Source organism: Parendozoicomonas callyspongiae (assembly GCF_023502345.1).
GTDB lineage: Bacteria > Pseudomonadota > Gammaproteobacteria > Pseudomonadales > Endozoicomonadaceae > Sansalvadorimonas > Sansalvadorimonas callyspongiae.
Genome location: NZ_JAMFLX010000005.1, coordinates 24248 through 44431, shown reverse-complemented (window position 1 = coordinate 44431; position 20184 = coordinate 24248). Strand labels below are relative to the sequence as shown.

Annotated in this window: 19 protein-coding genes; 17 read left to right on the top strand and 2 right to left on the bottom strand. The window is 49.4% G+C overall.

Features of this window, described 5'->3' with window-relative positions; genetic code table 11:
- Position 1: 1 nt before the first annotated feature.
- The 4 genes from exaC to M3P05_RS05070 all read left to right on the top strand — a co-directional run bounded on the left by exaC (position 2) and on the right by M3P05_RS05070 (position 4280).
- Complete coding sequence (gene exaC, locus M3P05_RS05085; protein WP_249698298.1) at positions 2-1522, top strand: acetaldehyde dehydrogenase ExaC; 1521 nt, start codon at positions 2-4, stop codon at positions 1520-1522.
- 82 nt (positions 1523-1604) lie between these two features.
- Positions 1605-1988, top strand: coding sequence for a SirB2 family protein (locus M3P05_RS05080; protein WP_249698296.1), 384 nt, complete (start codon positions 1605-1607; stop codon positions 1986-1988).
- A gap of 231 nt (positions 1989-2219) precedes the next feature.
- Complete coding sequence (locus M3P05_RS05075; protein WP_249698294.1) at positions 2220-2654, top strand: hypothetical protein; 435 nt, start codon at positions 2220-2222, stop codon at positions 2652-2654.
- A gap of 99 nt (positions 2655-2753) precedes the next feature.
- On the top strand, positions 2754-4280 hold the full coding sequence (locus tag M3P05_RS05070; RefSeq protein ID WP_249698293.1) for an FMN-binding glutamate synthase family protein: 1527 nt from the start codon (positions 2754-2756) through the stop codon (positions 4278-4280).
- 63 nt (positions 4281-4343) lie between these two features.
- Here M3P05_RS05070 and M3P05_RS05065 read toward each other — a convergent pair whose 3' ends face one another.
- Positions 4344-4922: a Fe-Mn family superoxide dismutase gene (locus M3P05_RS05065; protein ID WP_249698291.1), complete on the bottom strand. Its 579-nt coding sequence runs from the start codon at positions 4920-4922 to the stop codon at positions 4344-4346.
- A gap of 300 nt (positions 4923-5222) precedes the next feature.
- Here M3P05_RS05065 and M3P05_RS05060 point away from each other — a divergent pair, with 300 nt between their 5' ends.
- Positions 5223-6065: an ATP-binding protein gene (locus tag M3P05_RS05060; RefSeq protein WP_249698290.1), complete on the top strand. Its 843-nt coding sequence runs from the start codon at positions 5223-5225 to the stop codon at positions 6063-6065.
- 51 nt (positions 6066-6116) lie between these two features.
- Here M3P05_RS05060 and M3P05_RS05055 read toward each other — a convergent pair whose 3' ends face one another.
- Positions 6117-6425, bottom strand: a complete 309-nt coding sequence (locus M3P05_RS05055) for a hypothetical protein (protein ID WP_249698289.1) — start codon at positions 6423-6425, stop codon at positions 6117-6119.
- Positions 6426-6661: 236 nt separating this feature from the next.
- On the opposite strand from M3P05_RS05055, the gene M3P05_RS05050 reads away from it, so the two are divergent.
- The 12 genes from M3P05_RS05050 (at position 6662) to rpoS (ending at position 20114) form a co-directional block, all read left to right on the top strand.
- Positions 6662-7450: a hypothetical protein gene (locus M3P05_RS05050; protein ID WP_249698288.1), complete on the top strand. Its 789-nt coding sequence runs from the start codon at positions 6662-6664 to the stop codon at positions 7448-7450.
- Between the two features lie 111 nt (positions 7451-7561).
- Complete coding sequence (locus tag M3P05_RS05045; protein WP_249698287.1) at positions 7562-8512, top strand: acetyl-CoA carboxylase carboxyltransferase subunit alpha; 951 nt, start codon at positions 7562-7564, stop codon at positions 8510-8512.
- A gap of 81 nt (positions 8513-8593) precedes the next feature.
- The gene (tilS, locus tag M3P05_RS05040) at positions 8594-9955 is read left to right on the top strand and encodes a tRNA lysidine(34) synthetase TilS (RefSeq protein WP_249698286.1); all 1362 of its coding nucleotides are present in this window, start codon (positions 8594-8596) and stop codon (positions 9953-9955) included.
- 163 nt (positions 9956-10118) lie between these two features.
- The gene (locus M3P05_RS05035) at positions 10119-11912 is read left to right on the top strand and encodes a hypothetical protein (protein ID WP_249698285.1); all 1794 of its coding nucleotides are present in this window, start codon (positions 10119-10121) and stop codon (positions 11910-11912) included.
- Positions 11913-12099: 187 nt separating this feature from the next.
- Positions 12100-13725 carry a CTP synthase gene (locus M3P05_RS05030; RefSeq protein ID WP_249698284.1) on the top strand — a complete coding sequence of 542 codons (1626 nt, stop codon included), beginning with the start codon at positions 12100-12102 and terminating at the stop codon, positions 13723-13725.
- A gap of 2 nt (positions 13726-13727) precedes the next feature.
- Positions 13728-14582, top strand: coding sequence for a 3-deoxy-8-phosphooctulonate synthase (gene kdsA, locus M3P05_RS05025; RefSeq protein WP_249698283.1), 855 nt, complete (start codon positions 13728-13730; stop codon positions 14580-14582).
- Between the two features lie 159 nt (positions 14583-14741).
- The gene (locus M3P05_RS05020; protein ID WP_249698281.1) at positions 14742-15032 is read left to right on the top strand and encodes a septum formation initiator family protein; all 291 of its coding nucleotides are present in this window, start codon (positions 14742-14744) and stop codon (positions 15030-15032) included.
- A 6-nt stretch (positions 15033-15038) separates the two neighbouring features.
- A complete protein-coding gene (gene truD / locus M3P05_RS05015; RefSeq protein WP_249698280.1) occupies positions 15039-16109 on the top strand; it encodes a tRNA pseudouridine(13) synthase TruD in 1071 nt (356 codons plus the stop codon).
- A gap of 160 nt (positions 16110-16269) precedes the next feature.
- A complete protein-coding gene (locus M3P05_RS05010) occupies positions 16270-16905 on the top strand; it encodes a protein-L-isoaspartate(D-aspartate) O-methyltransferase (RefSeq protein ID WP_249698462.1) in 636 nt (211 codons plus the stop codon).
- A gap of 67 nt (positions 16906-16972) precedes the next feature.
- Positions 16973-17923 (top strand): DUF368 domain-containing protein, encoded by a 951-nt coding sequence (locus M3P05_RS05005; protein ID WP_249698279.1) that lies wholly within the window; start codon positions 16973-16975, stop codon positions 17921-17923.
- A 226-nt stretch (positions 17924-18149) separates the two neighbouring features.
- Entirely contained in the window at positions 18150-18962 is an 813-nt protein-coding gene (locus M3P05_RS05000) for a peptidoglycan DD-metalloendopeptidase family protein (protein ID WP_249698278.1), read from the top strand.
- A 120-nt stretch (positions 18963-19082) separates the two neighbouring features.
- Positions 19083-20114 (top strand): RNA polymerase sigma factor RpoS, encoded by a 1032-nt coding sequence (gene rpoS / locus M3P05_RS04995; RefSeq protein WP_249698277.1) that lies wholly within the window; start codon positions 19083-19085, stop codon positions 20112-20114.
- Positions 20115-20184 lie beyond the last annotated feature (70 nt).

The window sequence follows — 20184 nt, the reverse complement described above, 5'->3', positions numbered from 1 at the left end:
GATGATTTACGCAAATCCCGGCGCAGCCGGTTCTGTCGTTTCCTTTAAGGAGCGCTATCAAAACTATATCGGTGGAGAATGGGTTGCTCCTGTTAAAGGACAATACTTTCAGAATACAACGCCGGTTACCGGGGAGGTGATCTGTGAAGTTCCCCGTTCAACGGCTGAAGATATTGATCTGGCCCTTGATGCTGCTCACCGGGCCAAAAATGCCTGGGGAAAAACCTCGGTGACTGAGCGCTCTAATCTGCTGCTGAAAATGGCAGACCGGATTGAGCAAAATCTTGAGAAGCTTGCGATTGCTGAAACCTGGGATAATGGTAAGGCAGTGCGTGAAACGCTGGCCGCTGATATTCCTCTGGCGGTTGACCACTTTCGCTACTTTGCCGGGTGTGTTCGCGCGCAGGAAGGTTCAACGGCGGATATTGATGGCAATACTGCGTCTTATCACTTTCATGAACCGCTGGGTGTAGTTGGTCAGATTATTCCCTGGAACTTCCCACTGTTAATGGCAGCATGGAAGCTGGCTCCGGCACTGGCAGCAGGTAACTGCGTGGTGCTGAAACCGGCAGAGCAGACCCCGGCTTCCATTCTTGTTTTGATGGAGCTGGTGGGTGACCTGTTCCCGGCTGGTGTCATCAATATTGTCAATGGCTATGGTCCGGAAGCCGGTGAGGCTCTGGCAACCAGCAAGCGGATTGCCAAGATTGCCTTTACCGGTTCGACTCCAGTGGGCTCGCATATTCTGAAATGCGCTGCTGAAAATATTATCCCTTCGACGGTAGAGCTGGGCGGTAAATCACCCAATATCTATTTTGAAGATGTGATGCAGCATGAGGATGAGTTTCTCAGTAAGTGTGTGGAAGGAACTGTTCTTGCCTTCTTTAACCAGGGTGAAGTGTGTACCTGTCCTTCCCGGGCCTTGATCCAGGAATCCATTTACGATGAGTTTATCTCGTTGGTGGTTGATCGCTCCCGGCAGATAAAACGTGGCAATCCTCTGGACACTGATACCCAGGTGGGAGCACAGGCATCCCGAGAGCAGTTCGACAAGATTATGAGCTACCTGGAGATTGGCCGGAAGGAAGGCGTCGAGTTCCTGATTGGTGGTGATAAGGAAGAGCTGGGCACAGGCTATGGCAAGGGTTTCTATATCCAGCCAACGCTGATGAAAGGCTCAAATGATATGCGGGTATTCCAGGAGGAAATCTTTGGTCCGGTAGTCGGGGTAACCACTTTCAAGGATGAAGCCGAAGCGCTCAGTATTGCCAATGCCACCGAGTTCGGACTAGGGGCTGGAGTCTGGACGCGTGATATTAACCGTGCCTATCGGATGGGTCGGGGAATTGAGGCAGGCAGGGTATGGACAAACTGCTATCACGCCTATCCCGCTCATGCCGCGTTTGGTGGTTACAAGAAATCCGGCGTTGGACGTGAAACCCATAAGCGGGCACTGGAGCATTATCAGCAGACAAAGAATCTGCTGGTCAGCTATGATGTGAACCCACTTGGATTCTTCTAGGTATCTAAATAGGCTCTAGAGAATTCGCTATTCTGGTCAGCACGCATTTTGTGCTGACCGGATGAATTTATCGGGGTGCTGTTTGATTTATTTTGCCTTAAAACACCTGCATACCGCTTTTGCGGCGACCAGTATGGTTCTGTTTTTTATCCGCTGGCTGATTGCTCTGATTAACCCGCGCTGGCTCCGGTACTCAGTGTTTCGTGTTGTTCCGCATGTTATTGATACATTGCTGCTGTTGGCTGCAATTGGGTTATGCGTTTTTCTCAGCCAGTACCCGTTTGTTCATAGCTGGCTGACTGCCAAGGTTGTCGCGCTGGTGGCATATATTGTGATTGGCTATACCGCAGTTAAAGGAGGCAAAACCTTTTCCCAGAAATTTGTAGCAGGAATGCTTGCCCTGCTGATAGCCGGTTATATAGTGGGGGTTGCCATTTACCATAATCCCTACTCCTGGCTGAGTTGATTTCTCTCTTCTGCCTCCAAATCCTTTGACTCCCCGTATATCTAAGTACCCAGACAGTTGCTTTCATATATTCTGGCGGCGTCTTTTTCCACCCTTACAGCGTTGCAACTCTGGTCACGTAGCTACGGCTACGCTCCCGGCGTTGCGCCTCGAAGGGTGAAAAAATCCACTCGCCATAACATACGAAAGCAACTGCCCGGGTACTTATAAAAACAATGAATCGGGGTGCTTATGCGACTGACAGGAAAGCTTGCTGACAGCAGACTTGAGCTTCAATTTACCCCGCTGACAACAGCTGAAAATCAGCAGTACTTGCTCCACTGGGCGTTAACTGGTTCTGACCGCAGTACTGAGGTCAAGAGCGGGGAGAATGCCCATAACACTCTGCATCATGACTTTGTGGCTCTTGAATTTGGGAGGGTGATGCAAAGTCGGGACAAAGCACAGTGGATGGTTGAAATACCCACCGGGAAATATCAAGGGCCATTAGCCCTCAGTGTCTGGGTTACCCCTGTTAATAACCCTTGCGAAGTGCTTCAGGCTGCAGGATTAAATAACCCATTTCAAAGAGAGAAGGAACAACAAATGCTCCCCATGGAAACAATTATGACCACGGCAATGGCCACTGGAATTATGTTTGCCAAGCCAAAACAAAGTTCTTTGTAATCATTTGTTCTCGCAACCGGAAGTATCGCATCTATAACAATATCAGATGCGTATCTTAGATATTCATGCAGTAACCCACAGGTAGTTCCTATGATGGGAATGGAAATCTTAAATTCAGAGTTTGTTCGTGTATTAACAGCTGTTCTGCAAATCCTGGCTTCACTTTTTGTTTTTGTCGTTGGCGCGGGGCTGGCAGGTGTTATCGCTATCTACTTTATCGACAAAAATCAGACCAGTCAGACGATTCGACGTAATTACCCGGTTATAGGGCGTTTTCGTTATTTCTTTGAGCATATGGGAGAGTTTTTCCGGCAGTATTTTTTTGCCGGAGACCGGGAAGAATTGCCTTTTAACAGAGCTCAGCGCTCATGGGTTTACCGCGCAGCGAAGAATGTCGATAGCACGGTTTCTTTTGGTTCCACCAAACCTATTAAGGAGCGAGGCTCGATTCTGTTTCTCAACTGCCCCTATCCGACGCTGACCGAAGATGCCCATGAGATCGACAGTGTATTAATTGGCCCTTTTTGTGAGAAACCCTACCGTCCGGGTTCGCTGTTCAATATTTCCGGGATGAGTTACGGAGCATTGTCGGCACCGGCTGTTCAGGCGCTTTCAAAAGGGGCAAAAAAGGCAGGGTGCTGGTACAACACCGGTGAGGGAGGTTTGTCTGAGCATCACCTGTCTGGCGATTGCGATATTGTTTTCCAGATAGGAACAGCCAAGTACGGTGTGCGTGATGAGCAGGGCAGGCTTTCCAATGAGCGTCTGCGGGATGTGGCAAGCCACGACAATGTCCGTATGTTTGAAATTAAACTTAGCCAGGGGGCCAAACCTGGTAAGGGAGGTATTCTGCCGGGTGAAAAAGTAACGGAGGAAGTCAGCAAGATTCGTCTGATCCCTGTTGGTGAAGATTCCATCAGCCCCAACCGTCATCCAGAAATTAATTCTACTAGCGATCTGCTAGACATGACTGACCGGGTACGCCGGGTCACTGGCAAACCAACTGGTATCAAGTTTGTGCTGGGTGCCACCAACTGGCTGGATGATCTGTGCCGGGAGATTCACAAGCGTGGCATCGAATCCGCACCTGACTTTATTACCATCGACAGCTGTGATGGTGGTACCGGTGCTGCGCCAATGGCGCTGATTGATGATGTTGGCCTGCCTCTGAAAGAGAGCCTGCCTTATGTTCACGATCTGCTGATGAGCCAGGGTTTACGGGAGAGAATCCGGATCAACTGTTCCGGCAAGCTGATTAACCCGACAGATGTTGCCTGGGCCTTATGTATGGGAGCGGACTTTATTGTCTCGGCCCGTGGTTTCATGATGGCTCTGGGTTGTATTCAGGCTTTGCAGTGCAATAAAAATACCTGCCCGACCGGTATTACTACCCATAACAGGAAACTGCAGCGTGGACTGGTGCCAGCTAATAAAGCTGAACGTGTTGCTCATTATCACGATAACCTCGTGCATGATGTTGAGCTGATCAGTCATTCTTGTGGTGTTAACGAACCGCGCAAACTGCGTCGTTATCATGCCCGACAGGTGATGGATAACGGGCAGTCTATAGCACTGGATAGGCTTTACCCTTACCCAAAGAATGAAATCAGTGAAAGTTCTCACTGAACTGCAGACAAAAAAAGAGCTGGTAGGGGGATTGCCCTGCCAGCTCTTTTTTGAAGGGAAAAATTAAGCGTAATTCGCTTCAGCAAATTCCCAGTTCACTAGATTCCAGAAAGCTTTCAGGTAATCCGGGCGTACATTGCGGTAATCGATGTAGTAAGCGTGCTCCCACAGATCGCAGGTCAGCAGAGGCTTCTGATCAGTAGTCAGCGGAGTCGCTGCATTGCTGGTGTTAACAATTTCTACAGAGCCATCAGGGTTCTTGACCAGCCAGGTCCAGCTGGAGCCGAAGTTGTTAACGGCCATCTCATCAAACTTGGCAACAAAGTCTTCGAAAGAACCGAAAGCCTTGTCGATAGCTGCAGCCAGAGCGCCGGAAGGCTTGCCGCCACCGTTAGGCCTCAGGCCATTCCAGTAGAAAGTGTGGTTCCAGATCTGGGCTGCGTTGTTGAAAACGCCACCTTCAGAAGACTTGATAATCTCTTCCAGGGATTTGCTTTCCAGGTCGGTGCCACCCACCAGACCGTTCAGCTTCACAACATAGGTGTTGTGGTGCTTGCCATAGTGATAATCCAGAGTTTCCTTGGAGATGTGTGGTTCCAGTGCATCACGCTCATAAGGCAGGGCAGGCAATTCAAAAGCCATTTTGATGATCTCCATTCAAAATTGAAAAAGCGGAGGCTGACGAAGCCTCGGCGCTGTCGGATTTGGTGAGGCGATAATAGCACTATGGTTGCGGGGTTTGCTATCCCGGATAGGGGTTTGTTCGTGGTTTTGGGGGTGAAATCGGCAAGTATTTTTGCATCATCCTGATAGCTAATCTCTATTAAGTGTGAGAACGCTTGTTCTGAATCATAGTCAGATCAGGTTTAAAGGATTGCCTGTTGGGGTGATCATGGCTTTCCTCTATCATACGCAAGATTGTACTTGTAATTTACCGGACCTATGAATTCGCGATCCCAGGATGATCTAGACAAGCTGCCCAGCATTTCCCTGTCTCCGGATGATCTGCCCGACAGGGCTGCGGACAGGAGTCGCAAGTCAGCAAAAAAGGTAACTGCCAAAACCGAAAGTCAGGCTGGCAGTCGTTTTCCCATGGCTGCAGTGATTCTCTCTGTTGCCCTCTTGGCGCTTGCTGGTGGTGGTTACCTGCAACTCAAAGCCGTTCAGGATGATTTGAACCTGGCACGAAGGCAGCTGGAAGAAACCACCTCCCGTCTGGTTGAGGTGTCGGGCAGTGTTTCCAAAACCGATGAAAACCTCAGCAAGAGTGACAGCAAGGTTAAGGATGAACTCAAGGCGATTAATTTTGAGATTCGCAAGCTTTGGGATCTGTCCAATAAGCGCAACCGCCAGAATATAGCGGCTCAGGGCAAACGTCTGGATGCGGTCGAGAAAAGTGCCAAGTCATCTGTCAGCAATATCGACAAGGCAGAAGGACAGATCTCATCGCTTACAAAGCAGCTATCTACAACGGGCAAAGAGCTGGATACAGCCCAGAATAGTCTTGCGGCCCTGAAGAAAGAAGTCAGGGGAATTAATGCCCAGATTACTGCCGGTTCGGCTATCAGCCAGGAGCAGCTGGACAGTCTTTCCGTAAAAATGAGAATGCTTGAAACCAGTCTCAGCAATACTGTTGCAGATAACCAGCGGCTGACCAAAAATATTGAGGCACGTCTGAAGGAAAGTGCTGAGAATGACAAAGCTTTTGATGTCCATCGTCAGCAGCTCAATCGTCGGCTGTTACAGCTGGAAAATACCGTGCGCGGGCTGAATGTTGCTCAGTAATAATATGCCTTCATCTTTGAGGGCTTATTGAGCGGAAGCTGGTTTATCGGGTTAGCGGGATAACCGCGATAACCGCGATAAATGTGCAAGAAGTTGCTGGTTCTTGATGCTCTTTTCAAAAGCCAGTTCACGTGACTGACGGTTCCAGTCATAGCGTGCCAGGTCACCGGATTTTCTATCGGGTCCGACAGCATGACATTTTGTGCAGATAACCCGGTTGCCGAAGAGCCGGTGTACCAGTTTTGGGTGACGGTTGCCACAGTAAGGGCAGGTTGCCAGTTGGAAATCCATGATGACGCTCAATCCCTGAGATGTCATTTCATTTATCAGTAAACCAGCCAGAAGGCTGGTTGTTGCCATATAAAAGCAGCTGTTCTTATTTTTTAGCAAGGTAACAGCAGCAGATATATGAAGCTTCCATTGTGCTGGAGCTCAGATTAATGGTGTCTTCTCAGACTAGAAGGTGGTTTTGTTACCCGCAACTTTGCCTGATTAAGCAATGGGTATGCGGTGACGTTTACCCTGGTAAGACTGTTCGCCTGGTTTTTCTCTGTTTCCTGTTTTCTTCTGTGTCGGGCTGCTCCTGGGTAAGGGGATTGTGGACTGATCAAACTGATCCCGTGCTGTCCGTAGAATCTGTTGAGCAAGTTGAGAGTGTGCCGCAGCAGGCTCATAAGCATATGCCTGTTCCCAAGATTTGGGTTGTTGATGGTAGTAAGGCCAATGAGTTTCGCTCAATTCTGAAATACAAAACCCTGCTTCTTGTTCCAGTTATGGATATCCAGTCTAATGGTGAGCTGCTCCCGGACTATATCCGTACGGCAAAACTATACGATGATTTGAAAAAATCGGGGCTGAAGCTGGCACCACCCGAGTTAAGCCTGAAATGGCACTTCAATATGATTGCTGCCGTCGAACAGGCGTGTCCAGAAAAGGCCATAGATCCATTACCGTCCTGCAGTAGCAGGAAGTGGGTCAGCAGCTGGTTACCTGGAAGCGGACCATATTTCAGTGACGATATGCTGTTTCATTTTCTGGAGAAACATCATATCGATTACCTGCTTGTGCCTGATCCGGAAATCTATGATGGAAAAACTGTGCAGAATCTGCGCTATGCTCCATCTTCCAAACCAGTTGTTGATATGAATCACCGTGAACGTAAACAGCTGTTAAAGCCTCTTCTGGATACCGTTTCCATGGGCTTAATGAAGGTGGATCGCAACTGGCTGGGTAATATCGAAAGCTGGAATAAACCGCTGGCACGCTGCGAATTGCCGCTCAACCTGCAGGGGCATTCATCTGAGTCTTTCATGTGGCGCCGGACGGAAAAACTGGACCAGCTTCGTCGGTATTGCATAGGGGGGATAGTGGGAGTGTTAAGGTGAGTATAAGAATGTAAAGCTGGCTTACATCTTTTCTCTCGACATTGCCAAGGCTATTCCTTAAGGTTTGTGGTTGAATTTTACCGACCTGGCTCCTCTGAGCGCTCTGGACAAATGAATCCGAATTATCTTGAATTTGAACAACCCATCGCTGAACTCGAAGCCAAGATCGATGAGCTGCGACTGGTTGGCAGTGACAATGAACTGAACATTACTGGCGAAATCGCAACCTTGAAAGAGAAGTGCGAAACACTGACCGCCAGTATTTTTGAAAACCTTTCTGCTTGGCAGGTAGCCCAGCTGGCCCGTCATCCGCGTCGGCCTTACACGCTGGACTATATTCGGGAAATTTTCACCGATTTTGATGAATTTCATGGTGATCGTCACTTCTCTGATGATCACGCCATTATGGGTGGTATGGCCGAGCTTGACGGTCAGCCGGTTATGGTGATCGGCCACCAAAAAGGTCGTGAGGTTCAGGAAAAAGTACGCCGTAACTTCGGTATGCCCCGTCCGGAAGGCTATCGTAAGGCCTGCCGTCTGATGGAAATGGCAGAACGTTTCCGTGTGCCTATTATGACTTTCATTGATACCCCTGGAGCTTATCCGGGTATTGATGCCGAGAAGCGCGGCCAGAGTGAAGCAATTGCCTGGAACCTGGCTGTAATGTCCCGCCTGGAAACTCCGATTATCTCCACCGTTATCGGTGAAGGTGGTTCTGGTGGTGCTTTGGCTATTGGTGTCTGTGACAGCCTGATGATGCTGCAACATTCCACTTACTCTGTGATTTCTCCGGAAGGCTGTGCATCTATTCTATGGAAGACTGCAGAGAAAGCTTCCGACGCTGCCGAGGCTATGGGTATAACGGCCCCTCGCCTGAAGGAACTGGGCCTGGTTGACCGCATTATCCAGGAGCCTCTGGGTGGGGCTCATCGCTCCCCTGAAGATGCTGCCGCCAATATGAAGGAAGCTCTGTCCGAAGAGCTGGCGAAACTGCGTGGCCTGAGTGGTGCTGAACTGGTTCAAAACCGCTACGAGCGTCTGCGCAAGCTTGGGGTTCAATAATCCTTTAAAGCTTCTCCTTGCAGAGACTGTAAAGCCGGAACTGTGCAATACATAGTTCCGGCTTTTTTGTATCCTTATGCCATGAAATTAACACTCGATTCTTTTCTGGCAAGTTTTCAGGATCTGGTTCCTGGCTCCCATCCTCAGGTTGTGGTTGGATTCAGTGGTGGCCTGGACTCCACAGTATTACTGCATCTGTGTCATCAACTCAGGCAGCAGGGCATGATTGCCAGCTTACGGGCCGTTCATCTGCATCATGGTTTAAGTTCTCTGGCAGACACTTGGGTGGAGCATATCGAAGCGGTATGTCGTGACTGGGATATCCCCCTGGATGTTGGCTATGCCAAAGTCTGTGCAGAAAGAAATGTTGAAGACAGTGCCCGCGAAGCCAGGTATTCCTTTTTTGAAAAGCAACTGGAAGCCAATGAGTTCCTCCTTCAGGCCCATCATCATGATGACCAGGTTGAAACCCTGCTGTATCGACTGGTGCGTGGTACAGGTATATCAGGCCTGAAAGGTATTCCTGCGACCAGGCCTTTGGGGCAGGGATATTTAGCCAGGCCTCTGCTTGAGTTTGAGCGAAAGGATATCGAAGAGTATGCAGATGATCACGGCTTGAGCTGGATTGAAGACGATTCAAATACTGACACTCGCTATGACCGTAACTTTCTGCGTCATGAGATTGTTCCGCTTTTAAGTCAACGCTGGCCAGGAATGAAGGCATCACTGGCGCGCCTTACTGATATCTGCTCTGAAACTGAGGGGCTGCTGGGTGATATTGCCCGATCAGATCTTGAAACCTGCTCTTTGGTCAGATCGTTTCCCTTTATTGGTGAGCAGATGGTTGTGGATATAGCAGCTCTTCAGGCTTTATCTCATTCACGTCAGCAGTTACTCCTGAGGGCGTGGCTGTCTCGGCAAGGAGTCGCTGTCCCTGGAAAATCCATGCTTCAGCGGATCCTTGATGAGGTGGTTTCAGCTCGTAAAGATGCTGAGCCTGTCCTTGCCTGGGAGGGGGGGCTGGTCAGGCGCCATTGCGGCTTTTTGCTGGCTTTTGAAAAACCTTTGTCTGAGAAAGGGTTTGAACCTTTAGTGTTTGCCGGGCAGCCGTCTTTGTCTCTATCGAATGGAGATGTGGTGCAAGTATCACCAGCTAAAGGTAATAGTAATGGTTCATTTCGAATAAAAGCGGGTGTGAGTTTTACATGTTCCCCGCGTGCAGATATTCAGGTGCAGCCTTTTGCGTTGTCGGGACGAAAGGGGCGAAAAACTCTCAAGAAATGGTTAAATGAGCTTGATGTACCTGCCTGGATTCGAGGGCGTCTGCCGGTATTGCATGAGGGGGATATCATGATCGCGATTCCGGGGCTTTTGATTGCTGAAGGTTTTCAGGCTGATTTAGGCAGTAGCTGTCTGGATTTGCAGTGGATTCTCGATAATTAGGCTTTTTTGCTGCATGGTTATTTCCTCCGGCATTCTAGGCTTTGATTTATTTACGAAGAGAAATGCAAATTAACAGTTATTAACAACCTCTTTTGGCAGCTGTAATCGGTGGTGACTACACTTCGCCCGCATTTTGATTTGAGTGGGCGAGAGAGATTATCTGATGAGATTGCAGTATGGTTTAAGTCACCTGTCGTGTTTTGGCTTGATCTGTTTAATAGCCTTGCTATCAGCTGCTTCCTCTTATGCTGACCAACAAGTTTCTGCAGCAGTTGATTCACCTGCTGGATACCCGGTAAATGAAACTGGTTATGAGAAGGGTGAATCTGCAAAAAAGCAGACGAATTCAATAATACATATTGCAAAGCTTGTCCCTGGAGAAAGTGGGTCGGGTCTGGAACTGGAGGTTAATGCTTTTCCGGTTCAAATACCTAAAGTCTCTTCAATTGTCGCCATGGGTAATGGAGGGATACTGAAATATTACCCTGTGCCCGATAGTGATGATCTTGAGTTTGCCGATTTAAATGGAATCCCAGGTCACTTAATTATGCAGCGCGCCAGGGTTGCATTTGGCGAGGATGGGCAACTTGAGGATATTCAATTTCCTACTGCGGTTCAGGGTAAGGAAGATGCCTGTCTGATGAGTGCGCTGGAACAGGCTTTAAAAGCGCTGGCCAGCCATGCTCCTGAAGTATTGTTGTCAGTGTCTGATCGCAGTATTGCCCTGGTTAATGCCAGGCGAGATTGCGTTGAAATGACCGTATATCGTGATGAGTCGGTTCTTTCCCCTCTAGCTGAAGTGCATGTTTTTGATTCCGGTCTGCCCGTTGTTAATGTCCTGGATTCTGATATCTATTTACCCGATGCTGACTGGCAAGAGGGTGAAACGACAAAAAGCTTGAACATTGTTGGTCTTGTTGAATATTTACCGCAGCGGGGAGGGGAAGGTGTCAAGGGTTATCTTGGACACGTAATAACGGATATTGCCACCGATGGAATAATAGGAAGTAAAGTGCCGTATCTCGGTTATGGTGGTGAGCTGGCCTGGGGGTGGAAGAGTCAGTCGGCAGGGCGTGACTTTAACTATGGCGGTTACAATGGCAGGGTATTCAGCTCGGTTTTTAGTTCATCCTATATTCAGCTGGATGTATCGAGCAGTGATACAGCAATAGCTGCGCTCAGGAAGTTGCTGCTGGATGCTGACAGTACTCTTCCTGATAAAAAAGCAATACAGATTTTGCTGCCCCGCAATGTTTATGATGATTTGAAAGGGAATACAGAGGTTCAGGCATTTACCCAGTTGTCTGCTGATCTTGAGGCTGGCCAGTATCCTTCTCTCAATAAAATGCTCGGTGATGGGCAGATTTCATATGTAGGGCGAGCCTCCCGATTGACCCGATATCTTGCCGGTTCCGTTGGTTCCGCTGCTGTCAGTGGAGTTTTTGGTGGAATTCTCAGCGCGGGTAACAATGTTTATAACCGCTACGGGGGAACAGGAAAGCTACCTCATAATTACAGTAATGAGGAGATGCATGAGCTGGTCTCTGAGGTAGGGCATGATTCTGCACGCCATGCAGTCACTGGATTAGCCGTATATAACCTGCAACAGGTTATGCCAGCTTTTGCGGCAGCGACGGTCGCAGGGGTGGGGAATCATGTTTATGACAGTTACCGCCAGGGGAACCTTACGCTTTTGAATGCTCCTGCCGTTGTGGCTGGTGCCGGGGCGGAATCACTGGTCGCCGGAGTTTCTGGCTTGACGGGTTCCTGGATTGGGGGTTCAATACCTCTGATCAATCGCATTCCTGGAGCGTCTTTGACGGGGTCTCTGGTAGGGAGTCTGGCCGGTCATTATGCCTATCAATATGCCATGAATAATGATGCGTTTATGAAATTGCGGGGAACGGCTCGGCTGGCCTGGTCGGGTGTGTTTACCAAGACTAATCCGGAACACTAAACAATCCATTCTGCCTGTTTGTTATGAAAAAAGGTTTGCTTTTTTACAGAAGCAGTCTTTTTATTGATTAGTGGCAGTCTTTTCGTTGTCTGATTGTTCAGTTTTTGGTATCCTGCACTCCCATCTTAAGTTAACTCTACTCATTCCCCACAGACGGTTCTTCCGTCGGTCAAATTACGGGTTTTAGATGGCGCGCTATATATTCGTCACGGGCGGTGTTGTTTCCTCTCTCGGAAAAGGCATTGCGTCCGCATCTCTTGCTGCAATTCTTGAGGCTCGCGGGCTGAAAGTCACCATGCTTAAACTGGATCCTTACATTAACGTTGATCCAGGTACTATGAGCCCATTTCAGCATGGTGAAGTCTTTGTAACTGAAGACGGCGCTGAGACTGACCTGGATCTGGGGCACTACGAGCGTTTTGTTCGTACCACCATGACCCAGGGTAACAACTTCACTTCTGGCCGGGTTTACGAGCACGTTCTGATGAAAGAACGTCGTGGCGACTACCTGGGTGGAACGGTTCAGGTTATTCCACATATCACTGATGAGATTAAGTCTCGCATTATTGCTGGAGCTGGTGATGCAGATGTAGCACTGGTAGAAATCGGCGGTACTGTTGGTGATATCGAATCCCAGCCATTCCTGGAAGCTGTTCGTCAGCTGAAGGTTGAACTCGGTCCACGTCAGGCCCAGCATATGCATCTGACTCTGGTGCCCTGGATCAAGACAGCCGGTGAACTGAAAACCAAGCCGACCCAGCACTCTGTAAAGGAGCTGCGTTCTATTGGTATTCAGCCCGACATTCTGATCTGCCGTTCCGAAAAACATATTGACCTTGCTTCCCGTCGCAAGATCTCCCTGTTTACCAACGTGGCCGAGCAGGCGGTTATCTCCCTGGAAGATGCTGAATCCATCTATATGATCCCGGGCATGCTGCGTGACCAGGGGCTGGATCAGTTCGTTGTTGATAGCCTGGGTCTGGGTTGTGGTCCGGCTGATCTGTCCGACTGGGAAGATGTGCTGGATCGTGACTTGCATCCCGAAAAAGAAGTGACTGTTGCCATGGTTGGCAAGTACATGGAGCTTCTGGATGCTTACAAGTCTCTGATTGAGGCGATGAAGCACGGTGGTCTGAAGACCCGCACCAAAATTAACCTGCGCTATATCGATTCCGAAGATATCGAGCGCGATGGTACTGATCAGCTGAAAGATGTGGATGCTATTCTGGTGCCTGGCGGTTTTGGTAACCGCGGTGTGGAAGGCAAGATTGCCACTGTTCGCTATGCCCGTGAAAACAAGGTTCCCTATCTGGGCATCTGCCTGGGTATGCAGGTTGCAGTTATTGAATACGCCCGCAATGTTGCAGGTCTGGAAGGTGCCAACAGTACTGAGTTTGACCCTGCTTCCAAGCACCCAGTTGTCGGTCTGATTTCTGAATGGCTGGATGAAAGCGGTGAAGTTCAGCAGCGTACAGAAAACTCTGATCTTGGTGGCACCATGCGTCTTGGTGCCCAGTTGTGCCACCTGGAGCCAGGTTCCAAGGCTCGTGCTGCCTATGGCAGTGATACCGTAAAAGAGCGTCACCGTCACCGTTATGAGGTGAACAACAACTTCATTGGTCAGCTGGAAAAGGTAGGCCTGAAGATTGCCGGACGTTCTGTTGATAAATCCCTGGTGGAAATGGTTGAGATTGAAGACCATCCATGGTTTGTTGCCTGCCAGTTCCACCCCGAATTTACTTCTACGCCTCGTGATGGTCACGGGCTGTTCAAGGCGTTTGTAGAAGCTGCTCTGGCCCACGGAGGAAAATGAGCATGCAGCATCAGACAGTAGTTCTGCCTAATGGTACAGAAGTGGCTAACGACAAGCCGTTTGTACTGTTTGGTGGTATGAATGTGCTGGAATCCAAAGAGCTGGCTCTGGAAATTGCTGGATACTATGTGGAAGTGACCAAGAAACTTGGTATTCCCTATGTGTTCAAGGCGTCTTTTGACAAGGCCAACCGTTCTTCTGTTAAGTCTTATCGCGGTCCGGGCCTGGATAAAGGTCTGGAAATCCTGCAGGCGATCAAGGAAACCTATGGTTGTCCGGTGATTACCGATGTGCACGAAACATTCCAGTGCAAGCCTGTCGCGGAAGTTGCCGATGTGATTCAGCTGCCAGCATTCCTGGCCCGCCAGACTGATCTGGTTGTTGCTATGGCTGAAACCGGCGCTGTTATCAATGTGAAGAAGCCTCAGTTTATGAGCCCTCCTCAGGTTGGCAATATCGTTGACAAGTTCAAGGAAGCTGGCAACGACAAGATTATGCTCTGTGAGCGTGGTGCCTGCATGGGTTATGACAACCTTGTTGTCGATATGCTTGGTTTCACTACCATGGCTCAGGTGAGTGGTGGTGCACCGCTGATCTTTGATGTGACTCACTCCCTGCAGTGTCGTGACCCGAATGGTGCAGCTTCCGGTGGTCGCCGTCAGCAGGTAACTGAACTGGCTCGTGCCGGTCTGGCTCTGGGTATTGCCGGTCTCTTTATTGAGGCACATCCTGACCCGGACAAGGCGCTCTGCGATGGTCCAAGTGCTCTGCGCTTAAATCAGCTGGAACCGTTCCTGAAGCAAATGCAGGCTATCGATAATCTGGTTAAAGGCTTTGAGCCTCTCGATACCAAGTAATCGTGCGATGGTCTTGTTAGGTTCTGTTGGCGCTGAATGTACACACTTGCGTCAACAGAACCTGGGATAAGGGGGAAGATCGCGAGGTCTTCCCCCTTGTTTATTTCGTTATGTTCGTACAGGCTGTACGGACTGTTTTGATTCGTCTTGCTTTGACCTATGCGACCTATTGTTATCACTCTTTCGTTTTTCCTGGTGGTGCTCCAGTACCGGCTCTGGATAGGAGAGGGCAGTTTTGCCCAGCACCAGAGTGTACGCGAGCAGATTGCCGAAAGAGTGCAGGATAACCGCACGCTTCAGGCCCGTAATGATGCCCTGGCTGCAAAAGTTATCGCGTTGCAGCAGGGGCGCTCTGAAGGGTTGTATGGCTTACCCGCTGTGGAAGAGTATGCCCGCCAGGAGCTGGGCATGATTCGCAAGGACGAAACCTTTTTCTATATGCCTGACTGAGTTCTTATGTCTTGTTCTCAATGGTCTCTGGACTGGCCGCTTGCTTATGGCGGACGTGCCGGATCTGCTCTGTTTAAATCCTGCCCTGAAGATTTTCAGGTGAATGAGGAACTCCCTTTTGCTCCGATAGGTAAAGGGGAACATCTATTTCTCCATATTGAGAAAACCGGGCAAAACACTAACTGGCTGGCTCGCCAGCTGGCCAAAATGGCAGATATCCCTGCTGCTGATGTCAGTTACGCGGGCATCAAGGATCGCCATGCAGTCACAACCCAGTGGTTCAGCCTGCGTATTCCCGGTTTGCCACCCGAGGGTGAAAAGTCACTCTGGGAAGAGAAGTTATCAGAACTGGAAGGTGTACGCCTGTTGGCGGCACGACGTCATGATCGAAAGCTGCGTATTGGGGCCCTGACAGGAAACCATTTTGTGATTCGGTTGCGCAACTTTGAGGGGGATCATGAACAGGCAGAGGCTCTGTTGCTGCAGATTCAGAATCATGGTGTTCCCAACTATTTTGGTGATCAGCGGTTTGGTAACCAGGGGCATAACCTGGAACTGGCACGTAAGCTGTTTCAAAAAGAGATCAAGCTGGCGCGGGAGAAACGCAGTTTCGCTCTTTCGGCCGCACGATCCTGGATTTTCAACCATGTGCTGGCAGACAGAATTCGTACAGATACCTGGCGACAGATGACTGACGGCGATGTTCTGACATTTCCCCAGGCTGCTTCCCTTATTCTTCCGGAGCGACGTGATGACAGTGTCGCTGAACGTTTTGAAGAGGGTGAGCTGCTGGTCACCGGACCGCTTTGGGGTAAAGGGCAACTGCCATCTACGGAGCATGTTGCCGAGCTCGAGCAGGGAATTGCCAGTGAGTGGGAAGTCTTTGCCAAGGGGCTTTGTGAGCGTGGATTAAATCAGGAGCGTCGTGCATTGACTTCGCTTGTTCAGAATATGGAGTGGATCTGGCATGGCGACGATCTTGAAATAAAGTTTTTCCTCTATAAAGGGTGCTATGCGACGGCAGTTATTCATGAACTGGTAACCTGTCGTATGCTGGAAGGTGTGCAGGATAATTAATTTATTCTTTGATTCTCTCTTTGAATCGTTGATGAAAAGTCGAGTTCTGTGTTCCAACTGGGTAATATGGAAATTATGAGACTGGTAAAACCGGTCTGGCTGGAAAAGGAGTTATATAGTGGGAACCGGGGTTTCTGGATTGAACCTGAAAGGTATTGGTATGACCTCACTCAGGACTCGCGACCGGTTAATTCAGCGTCTTTATGATCAGGGTATCTGTGATCATAAAGTGATTGATTGCATGCGCTCGATTCCCAGACATATTTTTGTCGATGAAGCGCTGTCCCATCGTGCTTATGAAGATACCGCTCTTCCCATCGGCCATAGTCAGACTCTATCTCAACCTTTTATTGTTGCCCGAATGACAGAAGCCTTGCTGGCAGGTGGGCATGAGCCAAAAAAGGTTCTTGAGGTTGGTACTGGTTCCGGTTATCAGACTGTCGTTCTTGCAGGCCTTGTTGAACAGGTTTTTACGGTTGAGAGAATCCGCCCCCTTCAGGCGAAAGCCCGGGAGCGTTTTCGCATACTCGGTATTCGTAATGTGCTCTGCCGCCATTCTGATGGAGGTATGGGCTGGCCAGATAAGGGCGAATTTGATGGCATTGTTGTTACTGCGGCTCCGGAGACAGTTCCGGACAGCCTGCTGCAACAACTGGCTGTGGGCGGGCGGATGATCATTCCTGTCGGTGGCACTGAGCAACACCTTTACCGAATAACACGAACAGAGACCGGGTATGAGCGGGATTATCTGGAACCTGTACGTTTTGTTCCATTGCTGGGTGGTGTTATCCGCTAAGCTGCCGTTCTATTCGGGGTCGATAGGCCGGTTTGCGAATATTTTTCATTTTTCTTTAAGATTGTATATGAGCTTGAAACCTACCTTACTGCTTTTTGCCCGCGGTGTGGCGATGGGAGCCGCAGATGTTGTCCCTGGAGTATCTGGCGGGACTATTGCTTTTATCACCGGTATTTATGATGAGCTTTTGAATAGTCTTAAAAACTGTAACCCAGCGGCGGTGAAAGTACTTTTCCAGCAGGGTTTTGGCAGCTTTTGGTCATATATCAATGGCTCATTTCTGATTACCCTGTTTACGGGTATTCTGACCAGCCTGTTTTCTCTGGCGAAACTGATTACCTGGCTGCTTGATCATCATCCGGTTCTGGTGTGGTCATTCTTTTTTGGCCTGGTTCTGGTGTCTGCATGGCATGTGGCAAAACAGATCCGGCGCTGGCCTGCTTCAACAGTTCTTCCTTTTTTGGTCGGGGCGGTTTTAGCCTGGGTTATAGCGGGAGGTGTTCCTGCTGCTGCCGGGAATGAAGTTAACCTGTTTACTTTTTTCTGGGCCGGAGCGCTGGCCATCTGCGCCATGATTCTTCCAGGAATTTCAGGCAGCTTCATTTTACTGCTGCTTGGACTTTATGGATCGGTGTTATCAGCGGTGAAGGATCTGGATCTTCTGGTGCTTACGGTTTTGGCATCAGGCTGTGTGGTGGGGTTACTGGTATTTGCCCGGTTTCTGTCCTGGCTTTTGCTCAGGGCTCGTATGCAGACACTGGCATTCCTGGTGGGCTTAATGCTGGGCTCATTGAATAAAATCTGGCCCTGGAAAGAAACTCTCACCACAAGGGTGAACAGTAAGGGTATTGAGGTTCCTCTTCTGCAGAATAATATCCTGCCATTTCATTATGAGCAGCTAACTGGCCAACCCTCCCAGTTTGCCCTGGCAGTGCTTTGTATGGGGCTGGCTATAGGTCTTGTACTAGGTCTGGAGTGGCTTGCTGATCATGATTTTTTCAGTCAGAAGCAATCATGATGAGAGTTGTGAAGCGAAAAGTGTGTATAGGTAACTCTTGCCTGTGGAAAAGTGAAGCACGGTTCATTTAAATACTGAATTTTGTAACCGATACAATAGGAAAACTTGTGGATTAATAGTGAATAACCAAGTTTTTTTAGAATACTTTAGATTATTAACTTGCTTGAATATTCTTTTCGAGAATTAAAAGCGGTTAACTTCCTACCCAAGGGGATGTTGTGAAAGTGTGAAAAGGCTCACAGGGCAGTGTGTTTTTCATTTGAGTGTTTGCTCAAAAATAATCGGTGCAAGTGTTCTTGCATTGGTTTTGTCTGCCTGTTCATCCACCCCGTCTGATATTCCTGTCAGCTCAAGAACCCGTCCAAAAACAGTGACTTGGGGGGCTCACACGGTCAAATCCGGCGAGACTCTCTATGAGATTGCTTACAGCTACGGCCAAGACTTCCACAGGTTAGCAGCTGTTAACGGGCTGCGCGCACCTTATACGATATATCCAGGTCAGAAATTGAAACTGGGTGGGAAGTCCAAGTACTCATCCATCCTGGTGAAACCTTCCACTCCCAAAAAGGTCGCTGCCTCTTCACAACGGCCTTCGACAGGAGTAAAGTCCGCGCCGTACAAAAAACGACCAGTGGCAAAAAAAAGTTCACAGGCGGCTGTGGCCCGAAAAGTGAGCTGGCAGTGGCCAGCATCGGGCAAAGTAATTTCCCGATTCTCGTCTTCGGAAAGGACTTACAAGGGTGTTGCTATTGGCGGCCGTATCGGAGAACCTGTGGTAGCGACCTCGGCAGGGGAAGTGGTTTACTCCGGTGGTGGTCTAACAGGTTATGGCAACCTGTTGATAATAAAACACAATGCGAGTTATCTCAGCGCTTATGCCCACAATAAGGTGTTGCTTGTCAGGGAAGGTGACAGGGTTAAAGCGGGTCAGAAGATAGCCGAATTAGGTTCTACAGGGACTAACGAGCCAAAACTGTACTTTGAAATACGGCGCAATGGTAAGCCTGTTGATCCTCTTCTTTTCTTGCCGAAACGTTGAGGGAGTCAGTATTTGAAGTAACGTGAAGGCATATAAAAGACGGACCTCGTAAAAAAAGGTCGTCGATACAGCCCAGGCTGTTCGGCTGTGAGTGGGACCAATTAAATAAGGCTGGCACTTATGGCACTGAAAAAGGAAGAGACTGATCTGACCGCAGTGAGTGATGATGCAGGTAACGGAAAGGATATCGAGCCTGATCATCCGCAAGAAGTCACAGGGTCTGATCTGGAGTTGTCTCAACAACAACCAGTGGTACAGAAAGCTGCTTCAACAACTCCGGCTCCTGGTCGGCGTGAAGAAGATGCTTTTTATAAGTCACTCGACGCAACCCAGATGTATCTCAATGAGATTGGCTTTTCTCCGCTGCTGACACCGGAAGAGGAGGTGCACTTTGCCCGCCTGGCCCGGAAAGGCGTGGAAGCGGGCCGACGCCGAATGATTGAGAGTAACCTGCGACTTGTGGTCAAGATATCCCGACGCTACGTGAATCGTGGACTATCTCTTCTGGATCTGATTGAAGAGGGTAACCTCGGCTTGATCAGAGCGGTGGAGAAGTTCGATCCGGAGCGTGGATTCCGCTTTTCAACTTACGCGACATGGTGGATCAGGCAGACCATCGAACGGGCCATTATGAATCAGACCCGTACCATACGACTGCCCATCCATGTGGTGAAAGAGCTGAACGTTTACCTGCGTGCGGCCCGTGAGTTGACCCAGAAACTCGATCATGATCCGACCCCGGAAGAAATTGCAACGCTGCTCGACAAGCCTGTCGACGATGTGAAACGCATGCTTGGTCTCAATGAGCGGGTGACGTCGGTTGATACACCTCTTGGTCATGATTCTGACAAGTCTATTCTCGATACGATTTCTGATATTCGGGAAAGCGACCCAGCGGTGCTTCTGCAGGACAGCGACCTGAATGACAGTATCGATAAGTGGCTGTGTGAGCTGTCAGAGAAGCAGCGTGAAGTGGTTGCCAGACGATTTGGTTTGCGGGGCTACGAAACAAGCACGCTGGAAGAGGTGGGTAAAGAGATTGGGCTGACTCGCGAGAGGGTCAGGCAGATCCAGGTCGAGGCTCTGAAGCGCCTGCGTCTTATCCTTGAAAAGCAGGGGTTGACCAGCGAGTCACTGTTCAGTGGAGGCTGATCTTAAGATTCTCAGCTGACTACGCCGAAACGAAAGAAGGCAGGTTTTTCCTGCCTTCTTTGCATTTCAG

Excerpts from the sequence above, each read along its gene's own strand:
- M3P05_RS05035 (WP_249698285.1), top strand. The coding sequence starts at position 10,119 with ATGAGATTGCAGTATGGTTTAAGTCACCTGTCGTGTTTTGGCTTGATC.
- truD (WP_249698280.1), top strand. The coding sequence starts at position 15,039 with ATGTCTTGTTCTCAATGGTCTCTGGACTGGCCGCTTGCTTATGGCGGA.
- M3P05_RS05065 (WP_249698291.1), bottom strand. The coding sequence starts at position 4,922 with ATGGCTTTTGAATTGCCTGCCCTGCCTTATGAGCGTGATGCACTGGAA.
- M3P05_RS05010 (WP_249698462.1), top strand. The coding sequence starts at position 16,270 with ATGACCTCACTCAGGACTCGCGACCGGTTAATTCAGCGTCTTTATGAT.
- M3P05_RS05030 (WP_249698284.1), top strand. The coding sequence starts at position 12,100 with ATGGCGCGCTATATATTCGTCACGGGCGGTGTTGTTTCCTCTCTCGGA.
- M3P05_RS05020 (WP_249698281.1), top strand. The coding sequence starts at position 14,742 with ATGCGACCTATTGTTATCACTCTTTCGTTTTTCCTGGTGGTGCTCCAG.
- exaC (WP_249698298.1), top strand. The coding sequence starts at position 2 with ATGATTTACGCAAATCCCGGCGCAGCCGGTTCTGTCGTTTCCTTTAAG.
- M3P05_RS05070 (WP_249698293.1), top strand. The coding sequence starts at position 2,754 with ATGGAAATCTTAAATTCAGAGTTTGTTCGTGTATTAACAGCTGTTCTG.
- rpoS (WP_249698277.1), top strand. The coding sequence starts at position 19,083 with ATGGCACTGAAAAAGGAAGAGACTGATCTGACCGCAGTGAGTGATGAT.
- M3P05_RS05005 (WP_249698279.1), top strand. The coding sequence starts at position 16,973 with ATGAGCTTGAAACCTACCTTACTGCTTTTTGCCCGCGGTGTGGCGATG.
- kdsA (WP_249698283.1), top strand. The coding sequence starts at position 13,728 with ATGCAGCATCAGACAGTAGTTCTGCCTAATGGTACAGAAGTGGCTAAC.
- M3P05_RS05045 (WP_249698287.1), top strand. The coding sequence starts at position 7,562 with ATGAATCCGAATTATCTTGAATTTGAACAACCCATCGCTGAACTCGAA.
- M3P05_RS05055 (WP_249698289.1), bottom strand. The coding sequence starts at position 6,425 with ATGGCAACAACCAGCCTTCTGGCTGGTTTACTGATAAATGAAATGACA.
- M3P05_RS05075 (WP_249698294.1), top strand. The coding sequence starts at position 2,220 with ATGCGACTGACAGGAAAGCTTGCTGACAGCAGACTTGAGCTTCAATTT.
- tilS (WP_249698286.1), top strand. The coding sequence starts at position 8,594 with ATGAAATTAACACTCGATTCTTTTCTGGCAAGTTTTCAGGATCTGGTT.
- M3P05_RS05060 (WP_249698290.1), top strand. The coding sequence starts at position 5,223 with ATGAATTCGCGATCCCAGGATGATCTAGACAAGCTGCCCAGCATTTCC.